Source organism: Sporosarcina sp. Y838, from assembly GCF_056786515.1.
On record NZ_JBXCJD010000001.1, the window covers coordinates 515,489 to 533,126 of the forward strand.

Here is a 17,638-nt window from a genome sequence, read left to right on the forward strand (position 1 = left end):
TTGCAGATAGCTTCAACATGGAATTACATGTCTATCCTTAATGAATCGTACGATAAACACCAACGACTTTACCGAGTATCGATACATTATCAAGAATGATTGGATCCATAGATTCATTTTCAGGTTGAAGACGGAAATAATTTTTTTCCTTGAAGAACCGTTTCACCGTCGCTTCATCGTCTTCTGTCATTGCTACGACAATCTCACCATTATTAGCTGACTGTTGCTGTTTAACGATAACATAATCACCATTAAGGATTCCTGCTTCAATCATACTATTCCCAACAATCTCAAGCATAAAGAGGTTGTCCTCCGAAGTGCCGTACGATTCAGGGAGAGGGAAGTACTCTTCAATGTTTTCAATGGCTGTAATCGGAAGACCTGCAGTAACTTTACCGACAAGAGGGACATGTAGAACTCCGGGTTTCATCGTTTCCAACCCTTCAGGATCCAGGACTTCGATTGCTCTAGGTTTAGTCGGGTCTCTTCTAATGAAGCCCTTGCTTTCTAAACGAGCTAGATGACCGTGAACAGTTGAACTTGAAGCTAGCCCCACAGCCTCCCCAATTTCCCTTACGGAAGGTGGATACCCTTTTTTCTTTACCTCTGATTTAATGAATGTCAGAATGTCTTCCTGTCTTTTTGAGATTTTCTTCACAACAATCACCCCTTAACTAAAATTCTTACAACAATCAAAAATCGTGAAAGTCTCACCGAAATTCGAGTTATTTCAATAGATTCATTATATCAGCCCACTATAGTAATGGCAAACACAAGTTCTAATAAGTGTTGACATCCAGTTTTTTATTTCCTATAATGAAAACAGTGATACGAACAAACATTCGCAAGGGGGAAAAATGATGACTTTCATTAAAAACAACGGTTATGGTATATTTATTGTTATTTTATGTTTAGGTTTTGCAATTATAGGAGTTGGTAAATATGAAACGAAGCAAGCTGAAGTCACTACAATTACAATTACTGAAGGGGACACGCTCTGGGGCCTTGCATTTCACCACTCGAAAAACATGTCGTCAGAGAAATGGATTAAAGAAGTGATGACTCTAAATAATCTGTCCTCCGCAACAATCAAGAAGGGAGAAGATTTGCTTTTGCCAACTATACAGACACATGAAGACGACAGTGTACAACTGGCCGGTGGTACTGATGACTGAGCCGCGAAAGAAGTGCGTCATTTATTGCCGAGTGAGCACAGAAAAAGAATCGCAGGAACTATCACTTACGAGGCAAGAAGAGGAACTTGAAGATTTGGCTAGTGAACTCAATTTAGAGCTTGTTGCTACATTCGAGGACAAACATAGCGGTTACGACATTGACCGAGAAGGATTGCTTAGTATGCTGGATTACATCCGCGATGAAGAAGTAGATGCAGTACTGATACAAGATGAGACGAGGCTCGGACGTGGGAATGCTAGGATGGCTGTTTTGCATCTGTTGTTGAAAACTGACACAGCCGTTTATTCACGCAATGATAGTGGGCCAATTGCACTTAATGAAATGGATACGATGTTACTTGAAATTTTGGCAGTAGTTGAAGAATATCAACGGAAAGTGCACAACGCCAAAATCAGACGGGGCATGAAACGTGCTGTCAGGGAGGGGTATCGTCCTGAACGCAATTTGAAAAACAGAGGAAACGTTGAAGGCCGAGAGCGTATCGAAGTGCCAATCAGTGAAATTGTCTCTTTGAGAGAAAAAGGGCTGACTTATGAAGAAATTACGGGCGTCTTGAAAGGGCTCGGTCATAACATCAGTAAAGCGACTGTCCATCGGCGCTTTAAAGAATATGAAACAGAGCAGGGAGTCTGATTTATTGCACTTTCTGTTTTTTTTGTATACGTTTGTATTTATAACGCAAAATGGAGGAAAAAATATGCTATCACCAGATAAAATCAAACGAATTAATGAACTCTCAAAGAAATCGAAAACAACAGGTCTATCTATCGAAGAAGCTAAAGAACAAACACAATTGCGGAAAGAATATCTTGAGACATTTCGCTCATCGATGCGGGACACAATCGAGCATGTCAAAGTGCTTGATCCAGAAGGAAATGACGTGACACCCGACAAGGTGAAAAACGCACGTAATGGCAAATACCTAAATTGAACTTTGCAATCACCGCGCTGATTGTCTAAACTAGGATATGAAGATAAATAGACATCACGGGAAAGGATGTACACAATGACTCAACAGATTGACCAGCTAGCTATCAACACAATTCGTACACTCTCAATTGACGCAATCGAAAAAGCGAATTCCGGACATCCGGGATTACCGATGGGCGCAGCTCCAATGGCGTATACGCTATGGACAAAACATATGCATCATAACCCTTCAAACCCACAGTGGTTTAACCGCGACCGATTCGTACTTTCAGCAGGACATGGATCGATGCTTCTATATAGCCTCCTTCATCTAGGTGGATACGGTCTCCCAATGGATGAAATCAAGAACTTCAGACAATGGAACTCCAAAACACCTGGACATCCTGAATATGGCCATACGGTAGGCGTTGAAGCGACGACAGGTCCGCTTGGACAAGGGATTGGTATGGCGGTTGGTATGGCAATGGCTGAAAAACACCTTGCTGCTACATACAATCAAACTGACTTTGACGTTGTGGATCATTACACGTACGCGCTTTGCGGCGACGGCGATCTCATGGAAGGTGTGGCGGGAGAAGCGATTTCACTAGCTGGACACCTGCAATTGAATAAATTAATTGTCCTTTATGACAGCAATGATATTTCACTTGATGGTGAACTAGACATGTCATTCTCTGAAAATATCCGTAAACGCTTTGAATCATACGGATGGAATTACATCCGTGTTGAAGATGGCAACAACATAGGCCTTGTTTCAACAGCAATTGAAGAAGCTAAAGGCAATGTTGGAGGCCCGACGATGATTGAAGTTAAAACAGTCATCGGTTATGGTTCACCGAACAGATCCGGAAAATCAGATGCACATGGTATGCCACTAGGCGAAGATGAAATGAAATTAACAAAAGAATATTACAAATGGACATTTGAAGAAGACTTCCATGTTCCTGAAGGTGTCTATGAAACATTCCAAGAGGCGGCAGAGAAATTAGGCGCGCAAAAAGAACAGGAATGGAACAAACTATTTACAGATTACGAAGCAAAGCATTCAGATCTCGCGAAGCAATTGAAAGATGCAATTGACCGTAAATTACCGGAAGGCTTCGAGAAATCTTTGCCCGCCTATGAAGCCGGTTCTTCACACGCAACACGTTCTGCTTCTGGTGAAGCAATAAATGCAATTGCCAAACAGCTTCCTTCGTTCTTTGGCGGAAGTGCAGACCTAGCAGGTTCGAACAAAACGACAATTAAAGGTGCAGGCGATTTCCTTCCATCTAATTATGGCGGACGTAATATATGGTTTGGTGTTCGTGAATTCGCAATGGGTACAGCGCTTAACGGAATGGCTTTACATGGCGGGTTACAAGTATTCGGAGGTACTTTCTTCGTGTTCAGTGACTACGTGCGTCCAGCAATTAGATTATCATCACTGATGGGTGTACCAGTCACATATGTATTCACACACGATAGCGTAGCGGTCGGTGAAGATGGTCCGACGCATGAACCGGTCGAGCATTTGGCTTCCCTTCGTGCAATGCCTGGACTCTCTGTTATCCGTCCGGCAGATGCGAATGAAACAGCAGCTGCTTGGAACATTGCCGTATCGTCAAAAAATACGCCGACAGCACTTGTGTTGTCCCGTCAAAACTTGACTGTCCTTCCAAAATCGGCTGAACTAGCGATGGAAGGCGTTAAAAAGGGTGCATATATCGTTTCACCAGCAACCAAAGACAAAGCAGATGCGATTTTAATTGCAACTGGTTCAGAAGTGAGTCTTGCAGTTTCTGCACAAGCGCAATTGTTGTCTGATGGAATAGACGTAGCGGTAGTATCTATGCCTTCATGGGATCTGTTTGAGAAACAAGAAGATGCATACAAACAAAGCGTATTGCCTAAGGATGTTAAAAAACGTCTTGGTATTGAGATGGGCGTCTCACTTGGCTGGCATAAATATGTTGGTGACGAAGGGGCAATCATCGCTATTGATACATTTGGCGCAAGTGCACCGGGAGATACTGTCATCAAAGAATTTGGATTTACTGAAGAGAATGTAATAGCTAGAGTTAAAATGTTAATCAGTAACTAATTTAAATGAAGCTGTACTGTTTGACTGGAAAAAAACCAGGCTGACAGTACAGCTTTTTTTGTCATTTGACGAAAGATTCAGTTATTCATATTTTCCGACAGTAATAGTGTCGTTCCGTTCCGCAATGTGACACTTTTCTTGACTCAATCAATGTAATCTATTAGTAGGGGGTGGCGTTTTTGAGAGCATATGGAATTTATAAGGTAAAGGAGATGTACCAGCCATTCGTCATTGGACGCGAACGGTTATTATATGATCTTTTAAAAGAAGATGAACAAGAGATTGAGTCTATGCCGGAAGTTCATTACTTATGTGACAGACTTGAAGCGGAAATGATTGATGAAGCAATTATCGCGAACCTTGGTAAAGGTTTCTCATCGATTGAAACGCGAGATGGGGAATATAAACTGACACACCCCGTCAAAGGCTCCATACTAATTTCCTTGTCCACTTACTCACTTAATGTTCTTTGTGACGGATCGCGCATGTTGGATTTGGACTTATTTGTAGCCTTGTCGGGTGCAGACGACCGTTTCTTTGCAGTCATGGACGGGCATGGGGAGTGGGGATGGCTTAAACCAATTAAAACAACTGAATTTCGTCCATATGAAGAAAATGTATACCTATGAAAGAGTAGGCATACATACCAATGGGGCTGCCTAAATATTCACTTAGGGGCCTTTTTTTTTGCCTGAAAAACGAGAAAAATAAAATCTAATAGCTAGGTCCATTGCTATTCACTGCGGCTTTGTTGTATAATCCTTGATGGTAGAGTAAACTCGAATAATAGAGATAGAGGAGGTATAGCGGATGACTACTGTATGGTGGATTGTTTTGATCATCGTCGCGCTATTAGCAGGTTTGGCCCTTGGATTTTTCATTGCACGTCAATATATGATGAAATATTTGAAAGACAACCCGCCAATTAATGAAGACATGTTACGTATGATGATGATGCAAATGGGACAAAAACCTTCCCAGAAAAAAATTAATCAAATGATGATTCAAATGAACAAAGTAAGTGACAAGAAAGACAAAAAAGTTAAGAAAGAAACAAAAAAATAAAAACGTACTTATCCATAGACTGTATGTTAACTAAAAGGAGGCAATTCGTTCAAATTTGAACGAATCGCCTCCTTTTCTTAAGCAATGAAGTGTATTCCACGGGATTAGGCTAAATTCATGTGCTGTTCCAGCGGAATCCTTAGACGAATGAACTTTCTCTTTTTAATCCGAAAAACCGAAACGGCTTAGAAACTCTTGCACTGTTTTTTCGTATTGAACTGGATTATCATTGAACGACTTGGCGTGCATGCCATTTTGAAACAATTTCAGCATTTTGTCGCCAGGTTTTGCCTCGTACAATTCCTGCGTCATATAGGGAAGGATGAAATCATCTTCCATACTGTGAATGAAAAGTACGGGTTTGGTAATGTTTTTCACGACTTCACGAGGAGATACCAGGTTTAGTGTATAGCCGTCACGCATTTTGAGAAAAATATTTGCAACCCGCAAAGCCATCGTCGATCGGATAGGTGTACTTTTTCGTAAAATATGGAGAATTTGTTCGGAGAAATCCGAAAATGGACAATCGACAATATGGAAATCTGTTTCGTCCTCATACGTACCCGCATACAATAATGTCGTAGCGGCTCCCATCGATTCGCCATGGATACCGAGCAAGGCCCTTTTACCAATCCGCTCACGTACGGCATGAACAATCGCTTGTAAATCAATCTTTTCATAATAACCGAAACTCGTCGTTTTTCCCCCTGAATCTCCATGACGTCGATGATCGAATATGACCGAATTGTAACCCAGTCGTTCAAAAAGACGGGCATACTTCATCGAATTAATTTTATTTTCAGTAACACCGTGGCAAATAATCACCGTTTTTGCTGTTTCAAGTGGCTTCAAAAAGATCGCTCTCAATAAATACCCATTCGGTGATTCAATCCACATATTATCTTTACGTACTGTTTCATACCATCTCTCATCAAATCGTTTCGCAATGATTTCACGTTCCAAAATAACATCGGAATCCTTCAACTTTAAAAACATTAGCTTATTCGTTGCGACAACCCCGAAAATGGTCAGTAAAGCCGTAAAAACACTGGAAATCACACCGGAGAGATAAAGAACGCGCCGTTTCAAACCACTCAACTCCTTCTACAATTGCCCGTTTTCGAACAATCTGTACATACCTGTGTCAATTGGCCGTGACACATGCGGCGCAATCACTCGGACTGCTTCACAAACCCTTTTTACATCGATACCCGTTTCGATACCTAGAGAATGTAACATATTCACTACATCTTCAGTCGCTACATTGCCTGTTGCACCTGGAGCGAATGGACAGCCGCCTAGGCCACCTGCAGAAGTATCAAACCGATCAATACCTGCTTGCAGCGCAGCAAAAATATTGGCAATCGCCATTTTGCGTGTGTCATGGAAATGAGCTGTCAACAACACGTCTGGAAATACCTCTTTCAATGTCTTGAACAATAGGTAACTTTCACGGGGATTGGCTTTGCCGATAGTATCCGCGACACTCAATTCATCCGCACCCATCGCTACAAAACGTTTGCAAAGTGCAACAACATCCTCTAACTCTATCTTCCCTTCATACGGACAATAAAACGCGGTTGAAATACAAGCCCTGATAAAAATGCCATCTTTTTTTAATTTCTCAAAGACGGGCTGGAGTGCTTCGATGCTTTCATCCGTAGAACGGTTAATGTTTTTCATGTTAAAAGTATTGCTCACCCCAACGAACACGGCAATACTAGTAGCACCTGCTTCAATCGCAAGCTCGGCACCTTTGTCATTTGGCGCAAGAACGAATTGTCTTCCGACTTTCTTCGACTTTTCAACAATTTTTTGTGCATCCGCCATTTGCGGCACCCATTTCGGTGAAACAAACGAAGTCAGCTCCATTTCTTGAATACCTGCCCCTTGTAAAGCTTCAATAAATGCTAGTTTGTCATTGTCATTGACATACTTTTTTTCATTTTGTAACCCATCGCGAGGTCCAACCTCGATTATTGTAGAAATGTTTGGTAAACTAAACATAGCATCCCTCCTTTAGTATATTGTAATGAAGGGATGCATATACAGGCAACATAAAAAGAGAATTGGGGGAAAAAGAAATGTCAAAAGAAGTCGTAATAGTCAGTGCAGTTCGTTCAGCAATCGGGTCGTTCCTTGGCTCGTTGAAAGATGTACCAGCAACAGATCTTGGGGCAACGGTCATAAAAGAGGCGTTAAAACGTGCTGGAGTGGCGTCGGACAGTGTTGACGAAGTAATCATGGGGAATGTATTACAAGCTGGGCTAGGACAAAATCCAGCTCGGCAAGCTGCTATGAAAGCGGGACTTCCAGAAGCGGTTTCTGCTCTGACAATTAACAAAGTATGCGGTTCTGGGTTAAAAGCTGTTCATCTTGCTCGCCAGGCAATCATTGCAGGGGATGCAGACATTATTGTTGCAGGCGGCATGGAAAATATGAGCCAAGCGCCATTCTTAATGAAAAACGGTCGTGAAGGCTTTAAAATGGGTGACCAGAAAATTATTGATAGTATGATTTCAGATGGACTATGGTGTGCATTCAACGATTACCATATGGGTGTGACGGCGGAAAACATCTGTGAACGTTATTCGATTACACGTGAAGAGCAAGATGAATTTTCAGCAAAATCACAACAAAAAGCGGCAGCCGCTATCGAAGCTGGGACTTTCTCAGAAGAAATCGTTGCGATTGAAATTCCACAACGTAAAGGCGACCCTATTATTTTCAATCAAGATGAATACGTCAAAGCAGGCACGACTGCTGACAAGCTAGGTAAACTTCGCCCGGCATTCAAAAAAGATGGTAGTGTAACAGCAGGAAATGCATCAGGCATTAACGATGGTGCAGCAGCATTCGTTATCATGTCGAAAGAGAAAGCTGACGAGCTTGGCTTGACGCCGCTAGCAACAATTGTAGCGAATGGCAATGCAGGTGTTGATCCGTCAGTTATGGGTCTGGGACCAGTCGAGGCAGTTAAAAAAGCACTCAATAAAGCAGATATGGAACTATCCCAAATCGATTTAATTGAAGCGAATGAAGCTTTCGCGGCTCAAGCGATTGCAGTTGGAAGAGAACTTGAATTTGAAGAGTCCAAACTGAATGTCAATGGCGGCGCAATCGCACTTGGCCATCCAATCGGAGCGAGTGGAGCGCGTATCCTCGTGTCACTTCTGCACGAGATGAAACGTCGTGATGTGCAAACCGGTCTTGCTACATTGTGCATAGGCGGAGGACAAGGCGTCGCAACAATCGTTAAACGCGGGTGAACGAAGGCAGGTGAAACAAATGGCTAAAAAACGTAAACAAGCTGTACCACAGCCAAAAAAGAGAAACAATGAAGGATCGGTATTTTCCGATGCACTTGATGATGACATTCTTGAAAAATTAAAAGCGGCAAAAAAGGCTTTGTTAGCTACTGAAGAAACAAAAGAAGAAGAACGCCAAGAGCAATTGCGCATCGAACGGATAGAACGTGAGAAGAACAAAAGCTTTGGAGAACTTCTGAAAGAGTACGAAGAGGATGGTTTGAAGTCCTAATAACAAGCACCGGCCGCAATTTGGTCGGTGCTTTTCTATGTGCCTGGTTTCCGAGTAGTCCAACGAACGCGGTAGGGAGTTCAACCAAAATACTGAAGTGTCAAACAAAAAAACGCTTGTCCCATGTAGCCTGGGACAAGCGTTAGATTCATTTCTTCAACATTTGTTCTTGCGCCATCCTCACCATTTCTTTTACCATATTGCCGCCAATTGGGCCGCCAATTTTTCCTGCCTCTTCAGATGTCAATTTTCCGTTATAGCCTTTCGACAATGGAATCCCTAGTTCATTTGCTATTTCATATTTCACGTTATTAGGCTCAGACGTATCGATGTCGTAGCCTTCTGCTTTCATGACATCTGCTTTTAGTCGATCCAACGCATCTCTTGCACTAGGAACTAAAATTTTATTTTTGCTTGCCATTTTATCTCCTCCCAATTGTAGTGTTCCCAGAATGGGAAAATCACAACTAGATAATGAAAAAAACGTCAAAATTCGAATACTGCAGGCATTTTCGCGAATAGCCAACTATTCTTTCCTTCCATTTTTCATTGAATAGGTCGATAATAATTATTAATAAACAGTTGGACAGGGCATATGTTGCTTAATCATGTCGGTAAGGAGAAATTAATGTCTTCAATAACTAAACTTAAAAAAATTATCGGGGTTAATAGCGTTTCTTACGTTTTAATCGCTTTATTGACCACGATTTTCAGTGAAATAAAAGTAACCCCTTTCAACGGGGAGCATTTTCGTTTCGGGTTAGGCAGTATAGCGTTCTTTTTACTACTTCTCATTCGTCCTATTGTGCCTATGATTCGAACGGGGTTCATCACGGGGATGACAGTCGTTTGTTTTCGACTAATTGGCGATTTGACGAATGAGTCAGTTTCTTTTATGACAAGTTTACAAATTCACTTTCCTTCCTTCTTGTATTATTTTATATTCGCGCTTGGATTCAGCATTATTAAAATAGAATTATACAAAGCAACTCCATTGCTTTTAGGGGCATGGGCTTTCCTATTCGAATTCATTGGAAATAGTGCGGAGCATTTAATGCGCTATTTATTAGCGACACATGTTGACTTAGGTGGTCAAGAGTGGGCTTTGGTAGGAGGGATGGCTTTATTTCGAAGCTTTATTGTGGTTGGACTTTATAGCATGATTACGGTTTCGGAACAAAAGAAACAGATGTCAGAAATGCTTGAAGTGGGGGCAGACCTTTATGCAGAAAGTCTTTATCTGCAAAAGTCATTAGATCATATCGAACAAATTACGGCAGCAAGCCATGAGTTATATCGGAAATTGAAGAAGGAAAATCTTCAAGATTTAAGCGTGCAAGCATTGCTAATTACGCAAGAAATACACGAAGTGAAAAAGGATGCTCAGCGCATTCTTTCCGGGATTTCAAAAATTTCTACGGAAAAAAGAAATGATGTCATCTACCTTTCCGAAGTGCTAAACTTGGTTGTTACTGCAAATGAAAAATACAGTATGCTGCTAAAGAAAAAAGTCGTTTTTCATCAATCACTCACTGTTGACTTTGAAACAAATCAACAAATCCCATTGCTTGCTCTTTTGAATAACCTCACCGCAAATGCAGTAGAATCAATTGACCAACACGGTGAAATCGAATTAACGATATTTGAGGACATTGACGATACCTGTTTCATACTAAAAGACACTGGAAATGAAATTCTAGAAGCGGATTTGCCCATCATTTTTGAGGCGGGCTATACGACGAAATTTAATAATCATGGTGTCGCAGCAACGGGTATAGGATTGTCTCATGTGCAACATATTATTCAAACACTTGAAGGTCAGATTCGCGTTGAATCTTCGGCCAAAGAAACGGTTTTTCGATTCCGAATTCCAACGAAGAATATTAGAAAGTAGGTTGAATCGAGTTGCGTTATTTTATTGTAGATGATGATACAGCCAGTCGGAAAATGTTGGCGAAAATTATTACGGAAGGCGAACTGGGAAGCGTAATTGGTGAGGCAGAAAGTGGAGTAAAATCACTTCCCCTTATAAATTCAACAAATCCCGATTTCATCTTAATAGACCTACTAATGCCTGAATTAGACGGAATCGAAACGATGGAACAAATAAGAAAGCAAGGGTTTCAGGGCCAATTCATTATGATTTCGCAAATTGTGAATAAAGAAATGGTTGGTGAAGCATACGAAAAAGGTGTAGAGTTCTTTATACATAAGCCTATCAATCGCGTTGAAGTACTGAGTATCCTGAAAAAATTATCGGAAACATCTCGTCTAAGAAAGTCTTTACTGTCCATCCGAGAATCGTTAGCTCATATCGGTACGCCAATTGCTCAACCTAAGAGGAAAAATATAAAAGAAATCGTATTAGCGTTGTTAAATGATTTAGGCATTATCGGTGAGCCAGGTAGTGAGGATATGGTCTTAATGATGGAGCATTTAATGGATCGTAAACAGACGGATACTCAGTTTCCACCCTTGAAAGACCTATATGAGACGGTAGCGAGTTTACATAAAACTGATGATATAGAAATAAAGAAAGAAAGTAAGTCAATTGAGCAGCGGATCCGCAGAACGATACTTACTGCAGTCACGAACTTTGCAACACTTGGCTTAATCGATTACATGAATCCAAAGTTTGAGTACTATGCGTCGCGTTACTTTGAATTTGAGGAAATACGGCGGCGGATGAAAGAGATTGATGAAAACAGCAATGAATTGACGAAAGTCAAAATAAATATAAAAAAATTCCTTCAAGTGATGTATCTCGATACGGCTGAAAAGCACAATCAATCCTGACTAACAAAACTCCGTACATCAAAATAGGCCACTGAAAAAGTCCGTAACTAACGTTAGTGCTGAGGAATCACCAGGGTAGGCTCTTCGGCGAATTGTGGGTGGCTTCCATCTGCGCTTGTTATTCCTTGGTAATCCGTCGGAAAATGTCTATAGTCTATTAGATGGATAAAACAACTTCTACCAAATTGGCGGGAAGTTGTTTTTTTCATCATAGTAGTTTCAATGGCTTTACATTAAGTAGGAGGATTTTTCCATTTCGGCATTGGTAAAATGAATATATTAAAATTAAATGTCGGTTTTTGTCGGATTCTGTAACCCCCTCATATGCTTACTAATAAGTAAGCATTTTCATCAATGGAAAAGAGGTGGATCCTATGAAAAGATTTAAATTTAAATTCACATTGGCGTACCAAATACTCCTTGGATTGATCCTTGGGATTACTATCGGGGCGATTTTCTTTGGAAACCCTGCGGTTGAAAGGTATTTGCAGCCCATTGGAGATATGTTTATCCGGATGATTAAAATGATTGTAGTTCCAATTATTGTTTCTACGTTAATCGTTGGAGTTGCGGGAACCGGGGATTTAAAAAAATTAGGTAAACTAGGTGGAAAAACACTTATTTACTTTGAAATTGTTACAACAGTTGCAATTATCGTTGGTTTACTAGCTGCAAATCTATTTAAACCAGGCGTAGGTTTGGACATTTCCACAATGGAAAAAGGGGATATTTCACAATACGTACAGACAACTGAAGAAGTAGAGAGTAATGGGATAATGGACATTATTGTAAACATTGTTCCTAGTAATATTATCCAATCAATGGCTGAGGGCGACATGCTTGCGATTATTTTCTTCTCAGTGTTATTTGGTTTAGGTGTCGCAGCAATTGGTAAAAGAGGAGAACCGATACTTTCTTTCTTCCAAGGGACTGCAGATGCAATGTTCTGGGTTACGAATCTCATTATGAAATTTGCTCCATTTGGTGTGTTTGCCTTAATCGGGGTGACGGTTTCGAAATTCGGGTTAGAGTCTTTAATTCCACTTGGGAAATTACTCGTGTTGGTGTACGCAGTAATGGCGTTCTTTATAGTGGTAATTCTAGGCGCAATTGCGAAGATGTGTGGGACGAGTGTTTTCAGTCTTATGAAAGTACTGAAAGATGAATTATTGTTGGCGTACTCCACGTCTAGTTCAGAAACGGTATTGCCGAAAGTCATGGAGAAAATGGAGAAATTCGGGTGTCCGAAAGACATTGTGTCCTTCGTCATTCCAACAGGTTATTCATTTAACTTGGATGGATCCACACTCTATCAAGCACTTGCAGCGATCTTCATTGCGCAAATGTATGGAATCGATTTAAGCATTATGCAACAAATTACATTGATGGTCGTATTAATGGTTACCTCTAAGGGAATTGCGGGTGTACCTGGCGTTTCTTTCGTAGTTCTACTTGCGACACTCGGTACTGTAGGAATTCCACTTGAAGGACTTGCCTTCATCGCAGGAATCGATCGGATTCTAGACATGGCAAGAACAGTTGTCAATGTAGTTGGTAACGCATTGGCAGTCGTTGTTATGTCTAAGTGGGAAGGTCGATTCGATGCTAGTAAAGAGGTAAAATATCTGGCTACTATTCGCAAAACTAGTGTGAGCGTATAAGGTATATAGTTTATTACAAAAAAAGCATGGTCCTACTCGGATCATGCTTTTTTGTTCCCTATTTATTCATGACTTGTACATCGTGCACAATGAATTCTAATTCTCACTTGGTATTTTGAGCGTTAGCATCCAATTGTTACATGCAATGTATTGATATATGCTAAGACTAATCAAATAATTAACTATTCCGACGGTTTCGAGATTGGGATTTAACTCAAACCTAGAAATTGTGGAAGAGTATTAAATTAATTGATGTGCGTGCGTTTCATCATAGTTATGACAATAACCAGAATTCTATCAAATCACGTTTAACTTACACAATCCCATGTTGTAATTTTACTTAGATTGATAGGGGTATTTGTTCTTTAAAGACATATTTTTAAAGGAGGAAATGGGTATGGTTAGTAACAAGGAAATTATTAAGACTAGTAATGAAAAAACAAGAGCAGTTGGAAATAAAGCCGTTGTTTATGCAGGTGAAGGGAAAGTTGAAGTACAGGACATTAGCTTCCCGGATTTAGTACTAAGAGATGGTCCTGGTGTAAACCCGAGAAACGTCGGTCGGAAATGTGAACACGGTGTCATCTTAAAAGTAGTCACAACGAATATTTGTGGTAGTGATCAGCACATGGTTCGCGGTCGGACAACAGCGCCAATAGGTCTTGTCCTAGGGCATGAAATTTTGGGTGAAGTTATTGAAGTAGGGCGCGACGTAGAGTATATAAAAAAAGGTGACTTAGTTTCTGTCCCATTTAACATTGCTTGTGGACGCTGTGTATCCTGTAGAGAGCAAAATACGCATGTTTGTCTCAACGTTAATCCGGATCGTCCGGGATCAGCTTATGGTTACGTAGACATGGGTGGATGGGTTGGTGGTCAGTCTGAATATGTAATGGTTCCGTATGCAGATTTCCAACTTCTTAAATTTGCGGACAAAGAACAGGCGATGGAAAAAGTTCTGGATTTATCAATGCTTTCCGATATATTCCCGACGGGGTATCATGGTGCATATAGTGCCGGTGTACGTCCCGGATCTACGGTGTATATAGCTGGGGCAGGTCCTGTTGGACTAGCAGCTGCACATTCGGCTCAACTATTAGGAGCTTCAACAGTTATTGTTGGCGATTTAATTCCGGAACGATTAGCGCAAGCGAGAAGCTTCGGATGTGAAACAATAGATCTAAGTCAACATGATGATTTAGGTGAACAAATCGAGCAAATTCTGGGTATTCCAGAAGTAGATTCAGCTGTTGATGCTGTTGGTTTTGAAGCACACGGGCACGGCAGAGATAAAGGAGAAGCTCCAGCAGTTGTATTGAATTCAATTATGGATATTACGCGCGCTGCTGGGAAACTAGGAATTCCAGGACTGTACGTAACTGGTGATCCAGGTGGAATCGATGAAGACGCGAGAGTTGGGACGCTTAAAATCCGTTTCGGGCTCGGTTGGGCAAAAGCGCACACTTTCGTAACAGGACAAACACCTGTTATGCAATATCATAGATATCTGATGAAATCAATTCTTAGCGGTAGAGCGCAAATTGCTAAGGCTGTAAATGCTACAGTTATCTCAATTGACGATGCACCTGAAGCTTATCGTGCTTTTGATAATGGGGCAGCCAGAAAGTATGTTATTGATCCACATGGTTCTTTGAAAAAATGAACAATGCTAGGCAAACTAAAAACTTAAAATTAGGGGGAAATTAAAAATGACAAAAATTAACTTGGAAATCGCGAAAAAACTTATTGAAGGTGCAGAACAGGAAGCAAAAAATCTAGGTCTTAATATGGTGATTTCGGTTGTTGATGAGGGTGGAAATCTAATTGCAAAACACCGCATGGATGATGCATGGATTGCAAGTATCGAAATCTCTGAAAATAAAGCATGGACGTCTGTAGCACTTAAAGCACCGACAGCAAATTTAGCTGACGCTACAGTACCAAATGCTGAACTTTACGGGCTAACTACTACAAATAGCGGGAAAATCGTTGTATTTGGTGGAGGAATTCCACTAGTAGCAGACGGTAAAGTAGTCGGTGCTGTAGGAGTAAGTGGAAGTGCAGTCCCTAACGACGTTAAAGTGGCTGAAGCTGCTGTAAAAGCTTTTGAAAATAATAAAGTTGCGGTTAGATAACACTTTTATTTGTATAATTTGAAGTAAAGAATTCCTTAATAACGCTGCTGTATTTTGGGGATGCATTCGACATAAGCCTGACAGCTTCGCTACCAGGCTTATGGTTTCGACTGCCCTTGATATGTCACTAATGTTCTGTTTATACACCTAAAAACAAATGTCTTTTACATGATTGAAAGGCTATTTTAAAGTTAGTCCACTCCTAGTAAAAGGCATTTTTTCAATGGAGGTTGCGATGAGTGATGTCAAAACCTATTTTATATTGAGAGGAGTATTATTATGGTGAAGAATTATGAAGTAATTATTGTAGGCGCAGGTTCAATGGGAATGGCTGCAGGTTATTTTTTAGCGAAACAAGGCGTTAGAACTCTACTGATAGACTCACATGATCCGCCCCATGCACAGGGTAGCCACCATGGTGATACACGAATTATTCGGCACGCATATGGCGAGGGAAGAGAGTATGTCCCGCTTGCACTTAGATCTCAGGAGCTATGGGATGAACTTGAGAAGATTACCCATCACAAAATATTTTCACGAGTAGGTTCAATCGGTTTTGGTCCCAAAGGTGAATCTGCATTTATTGATGAAGCGATTGCCAGTGGAAAAGAATATAATCTGGAAATCGATCTCCTAACGGGCAAAGAAATGAATGAACGTTGGCCGGGGCTAACTGTCCCTGAGGACTATATTGCATTCCATGAACATAACTCGGGGTTTTTATACAGTGAAAATTGTATAAGAGCCTATCGGGAGCTGGCAGAACATCATGGTGCCGAGTTCTCAGTAAACAATCCTGTTGAAGATATCGAAGTTTTTAACGACTCCGTCAAAGTAATTACAAATAAGGGAACATTTACTGCGGATAAGTTAATTCTTAGCGGTGGTGCTTGGAGTGGGAAAATAGCCAAAAGCCTAAACCTAAATCTACCAATTACGCCTACACGTCAGCCAGTAGCATGGTTTGAAGCTGAAGAATCGCTTTATAATACGAATGCATTTCCTACCTTTATGGTTGAAGTTCCAACTGAAACATCAAAGGCAATCTATTATGGTTTTCCAACTTTCGGGGGATGTGGCGTAAAGGCTGGAAGACATGAATTTATTGATAAAATTGATCCAGATACGATGAATCGTGAATTTGGCTCCGATGAGAATGACGAAGGACATATTCGCGAATTCTTGGAAAAGTTCATGCCACAGGCAGCAGGAAAGCTCAAGAGAGGCGCAATCTGTATGTATTCCAGAACGCCAGATGGACACTTTATCATCGATAAGCATCCGGAACATCCACATATTTCGATTGCGGCGGGTTTTGCGGGACATGGATTTAAGTTTGCTAGTGTTGTGGGAGAAGTGTTAAGTCAACTGGCGGTATCTGGTGAAACAGAGCATGATATATCCATTTTTTCAATCGATCGCCCGGCTTTGAAACCAATGTTGGAAACAGCGGGATTATAGGGACACTGTAAGCGATTTCAACAAGATTGATACAAGTAGAACGCGTATGTTGGCTTTGATAAATGAACAGCTATGCTAGCTTTTATATTTTTATACCAACATATAACTGAATATTCGTATTAATGGAGCTGTATTAGCGGGAAAAAAGAGTGGTATTTAGTAGTCGTTGAAAACGATTAGTGTTTGACAGATAGCTCTGAAGAGAAAGCGCTTGGTATAAAACAGTTTTCTTCGCTGCCGATCTTATTGCTCCATGTATATACCGTATTATGTTCATGCATGTTACTTTTCAAAAAAAATTAGGGGGTAATAGAATGTCTGGAAAAACAGTAACGAAAAATGAAGTGAAACTATTGTGTGCTAAGCCTGGTATTCAATTAATAAAAGCGGGGACATATAAACTTAATGAATTGAGCGAGCTACGTGGAACTCCGAATCTGAAAGGGCAAATTGTTGATGTTCCACTTACAACTGAAAAGGCTGAATTGACAATGGGTTACTTTGCACTACAACCTTCGGAAGACTATTCTGCAGACTTTGATTTCATTGAAATAAAAGTTGTAACGAGTGGAACAATGATTGTTCGTGATATAGAGGGGAATAGGTATGTGGGAGAAGTTGGAGATGTATTGGTATTTTCTCCGAATACGACGGTTATTTTTGATGGAGAAAGCAATGGAGAAGCTGTATATTTCAAAAATGTAGTAGCTACCCCTAGTTATTTGTAAGTAAAAGGATCCAATAGAAAACGTGCCTGCGCAATACGTGTA

19 protein-coding genes are annotated in these 17,638 nt (G+C 40.7%); 15 read left to right on the forward strand and 4 right to left on the reverse strand.

Translation table 11 applies throughout. The features are described from left to right. Positions 1 to 37 precede the first annotated feature (37 nt). Positions 38 to 658: a transcriptional repressor LexA gene (gene lexA, locus AC1TO4_RS02460; protein WP_482100518.1), complete on the reverse strand. Its 621-nt coding sequence runs from the start codon at positions 656 to 658 to the stop codon at positions 38 to 40. A gap of 202 nt (positions 659 to 860) precedes the next feature. Between lexA and yneA the strand changes: the two genes are divergently transcribed. The 6 genes from yneA to AC1TO4_RS02490 all read left to right on the forward strand — a co-directional run bounded on the left by yneA (position 861) and on the right by AC1TO4_RS02490 (position 5,275). Continuing rightward, positions 861 to 1,175, forward strand: coding sequence for a cell division suppressor protein YneA (gene yneA / locus AC1TO4_RS02465; RefSeq protein WP_482100519.1), 315 nt, complete (start codon positions 861 to 863; stop codon positions 1,173 to 1,175). Further along, positions 1,168 to 1,830, forward strand: a complete 663-nt coding sequence (locus AC1TO4_RS02470; RefSeq protein ID WP_482100520.1) for a YneB family resolvase-like protein — start codon at positions 1,168 to 1,170, stop codon at positions 1,828 to 1,830. The genes yneA and AC1TO4_RS02470 overlap by 8 nt, the downstream gene beginning before the upstream one ends. Before the next feature lie 64 nt (positions 1,831 to 1,894). Further along, positions 1,895 to 2,128, forward strand: a complete 234-nt coding sequence (locus AC1TO4_RS02475) for a DUF896 domain-containing protein (protein WP_482100521.1) — start codon at positions 1,895 to 1,897, stop codon at positions 2,126 to 2,128. A 75-nt stretch (positions 2,129 to 2,203) separates the two neighbouring features. Next, positions 2,204 to 4,210, forward strand: coding sequence for a transketolase (gene tkt, locus AC1TO4_RS02480; RefSeq protein WP_482100522.1), 2,007 nt, complete (start codon positions 2,204 to 2,206; stop codon positions 4,208 to 4,210). A gap of 179 nt (positions 4,211 to 4,389) precedes the next feature. Further along, positions 4,390 to 4,839, forward strand: a complete 450-nt coding sequence (sirA, locus tag AC1TO4_RS02485; protein WP_482103983.1) for a sporulation inhibitor of replication protein SirA — start codon at positions 4,390 to 4,392, stop codon at positions 4,837 to 4,839. A gap of 181 nt (positions 4,840 to 5,020) precedes the next feature. Next, a complete protein-coding gene (locus AC1TO4_RS02490) occupies positions 5,021 to 5,275 on the forward strand; it encodes a YneF family protein (RefSeq protein ID WP_482100524.1) in 255 nt (84 codons plus the stop codon). Between the two features lie 162 nt (positions 5,276 to 5,437). On the opposite strand, the gene AC1TO4_RS02495 is transcribed toward AC1TO4_RS02490, so the two are convergent. Together AC1TO4_RS02495 and AC1TO4_RS02500 are read right to left on the reverse strand one after the other, a co-directional pair. Continuing rightward, positions 5,438 to 6,364, reverse strand: a complete 927-nt coding sequence (locus AC1TO4_RS02495; RefSeq protein WP_482103984.1) for an alpha/beta hydrolase — start codon at positions 6,362 to 6,364, stop codon at positions 5,438 to 5,440. 15 nt (positions 6,365 to 6,379) lie between these two features. Next, positions 6,380 to 7,282 (reverse strand): hydroxymethylglutaryl-CoA lyase, encoded by a 903-nt coding sequence (locus tag AC1TO4_RS02500; RefSeq protein WP_482103985.1) that lies wholly within the window; start codon positions 7,280 to 7,282, stop codon positions 6,380 to 6,382. 77 nt (positions 7,283 to 7,359) lie between these two features. Here AC1TO4_RS02500 and AC1TO4_RS02505 point away from each other — a divergent pair, with 77 nt between their 5' ends. Together AC1TO4_RS02505 and AC1TO4_RS02510 are read left to right on the forward strand one after the other, a co-directional pair. After that, a complete protein-coding gene (locus AC1TO4_RS02505; RefSeq protein WP_482100527.1) occupies positions 7,360 to 8,544 on the forward strand; it encodes an acetyl-CoA C-acetyltransferase in 1,185 nt (394 codons plus the stop codon). A gap of 19 nt (positions 8,545 to 8,563) precedes the next feature. Further along, complete coding sequence (locus AC1TO4_RS02510) at positions 8,564 to 8,815, forward strand: DUF3886 domain-containing protein (RefSeq protein WP_482100528.1); 252 nt, start codon at positions 8,564 to 8,566, stop codon at positions 8,813 to 8,815. A 148-nt stretch (positions 8,816 to 8,963) separates the two neighbouring features. On the opposite strand, the gene AC1TO4_RS02515 is transcribed toward AC1TO4_RS02510, so the two are convergent. Further along, positions 8,964 to 9,236: an alpha/beta-type small acid-soluble spore protein gene (locus AC1TO4_RS02515; RefSeq protein ID WP_482103986.1), complete on the reverse strand. Its 273-nt coding sequence runs from the start codon at positions 9,234 to 9,236 to the stop codon at positions 8,964 to 8,966. Positions 9,237 to 9,443: 207 nt separating this feature from the next. Between AC1TO4_RS02515 and AC1TO4_RS02520 the strand changes: the two genes are divergently transcribed. The 7 genes from AC1TO4_RS02520 to AC1TO4_RS02550 all read left to right on the forward strand — a co-directional run bounded on the left by AC1TO4_RS02520 (position 9,444) and on the right by AC1TO4_RS02550 (position 17,596). Then, complete coding sequence (locus AC1TO4_RS02520) at positions 9,444 to 10,709, forward strand: ATP-binding protein (protein WP_482103987.1); 1,266 nt, start codon at positions 9,444 to 9,446, stop codon at positions 10,707 to 10,709. 11 nt (positions 10,710 to 10,720) lie between these two features. Further along, positions 10,721 to 11,611: a response regulator gene (locus AC1TO4_RS02525; protein WP_482100531.1), complete on the forward strand. Its 891-nt coding sequence runs from the start codon at positions 10,721 to 10,723 to the stop codon at positions 11,609 to 11,611. Positions 11,612 to 11,985: 374 nt separating this feature from the next. After that, positions 11,986 to 13,272, forward strand: coding sequence for a cation:dicarboxylate symporter family transporter (locus AC1TO4_RS02530; RefSeq protein WP_482103988.1), 1,287 nt, complete (start codon positions 11,986 to 11,988; stop codon positions 13,270 to 13,272). A 397-nt stretch (positions 13,273 to 13,669) separates the two neighbouring features. Next, positions 13,670 to 14,935 carry a formaldehyde dehydrogenase, glutathione-independent gene (fdhA, locus tag AC1TO4_RS02535; protein WP_482103989.1) on the forward strand — a complete coding sequence of 422 codons (1,266 nt, stop codon included), beginning with the start codon at positions 13,670 to 13,672 and terminating at the stop codon, positions 14,933 to 14,935. A gap of 46 nt (positions 14,936 to 14,981) precedes the next feature. Next, entirely contained in the window at positions 14,982 to 15,407 is a 426-nt protein-coding gene (locus AC1TO4_RS02540; protein ID WP_482100534.1) for a GlcG/HbpS family heme-binding protein, read from the forward strand. Positions 15,408 to 15,686: 279 nt separating this feature from the next. Further along, positions 15,687 to 16,868, forward strand: coding sequence for an N-methyl-L-tryptophan oxidase (gene solA / locus AC1TO4_RS02545; RefSeq protein WP_482100535.1), 1,182 nt, complete (start codon positions 15,687 to 15,689; stop codon positions 16,866 to 16,868). Between the two features lie 314 nt (positions 16,869 to 17,182). Continuing rightward, entirely contained in the window at positions 17,183 to 17,596 is a 414-nt protein-coding gene (locus AC1TO4_RS02550; RefSeq protein ID WP_482103990.1) for a cupin domain-containing protein, read from the forward strand. Positions 17,597 to 17,638 lie beyond the last annotated feature (42 nt).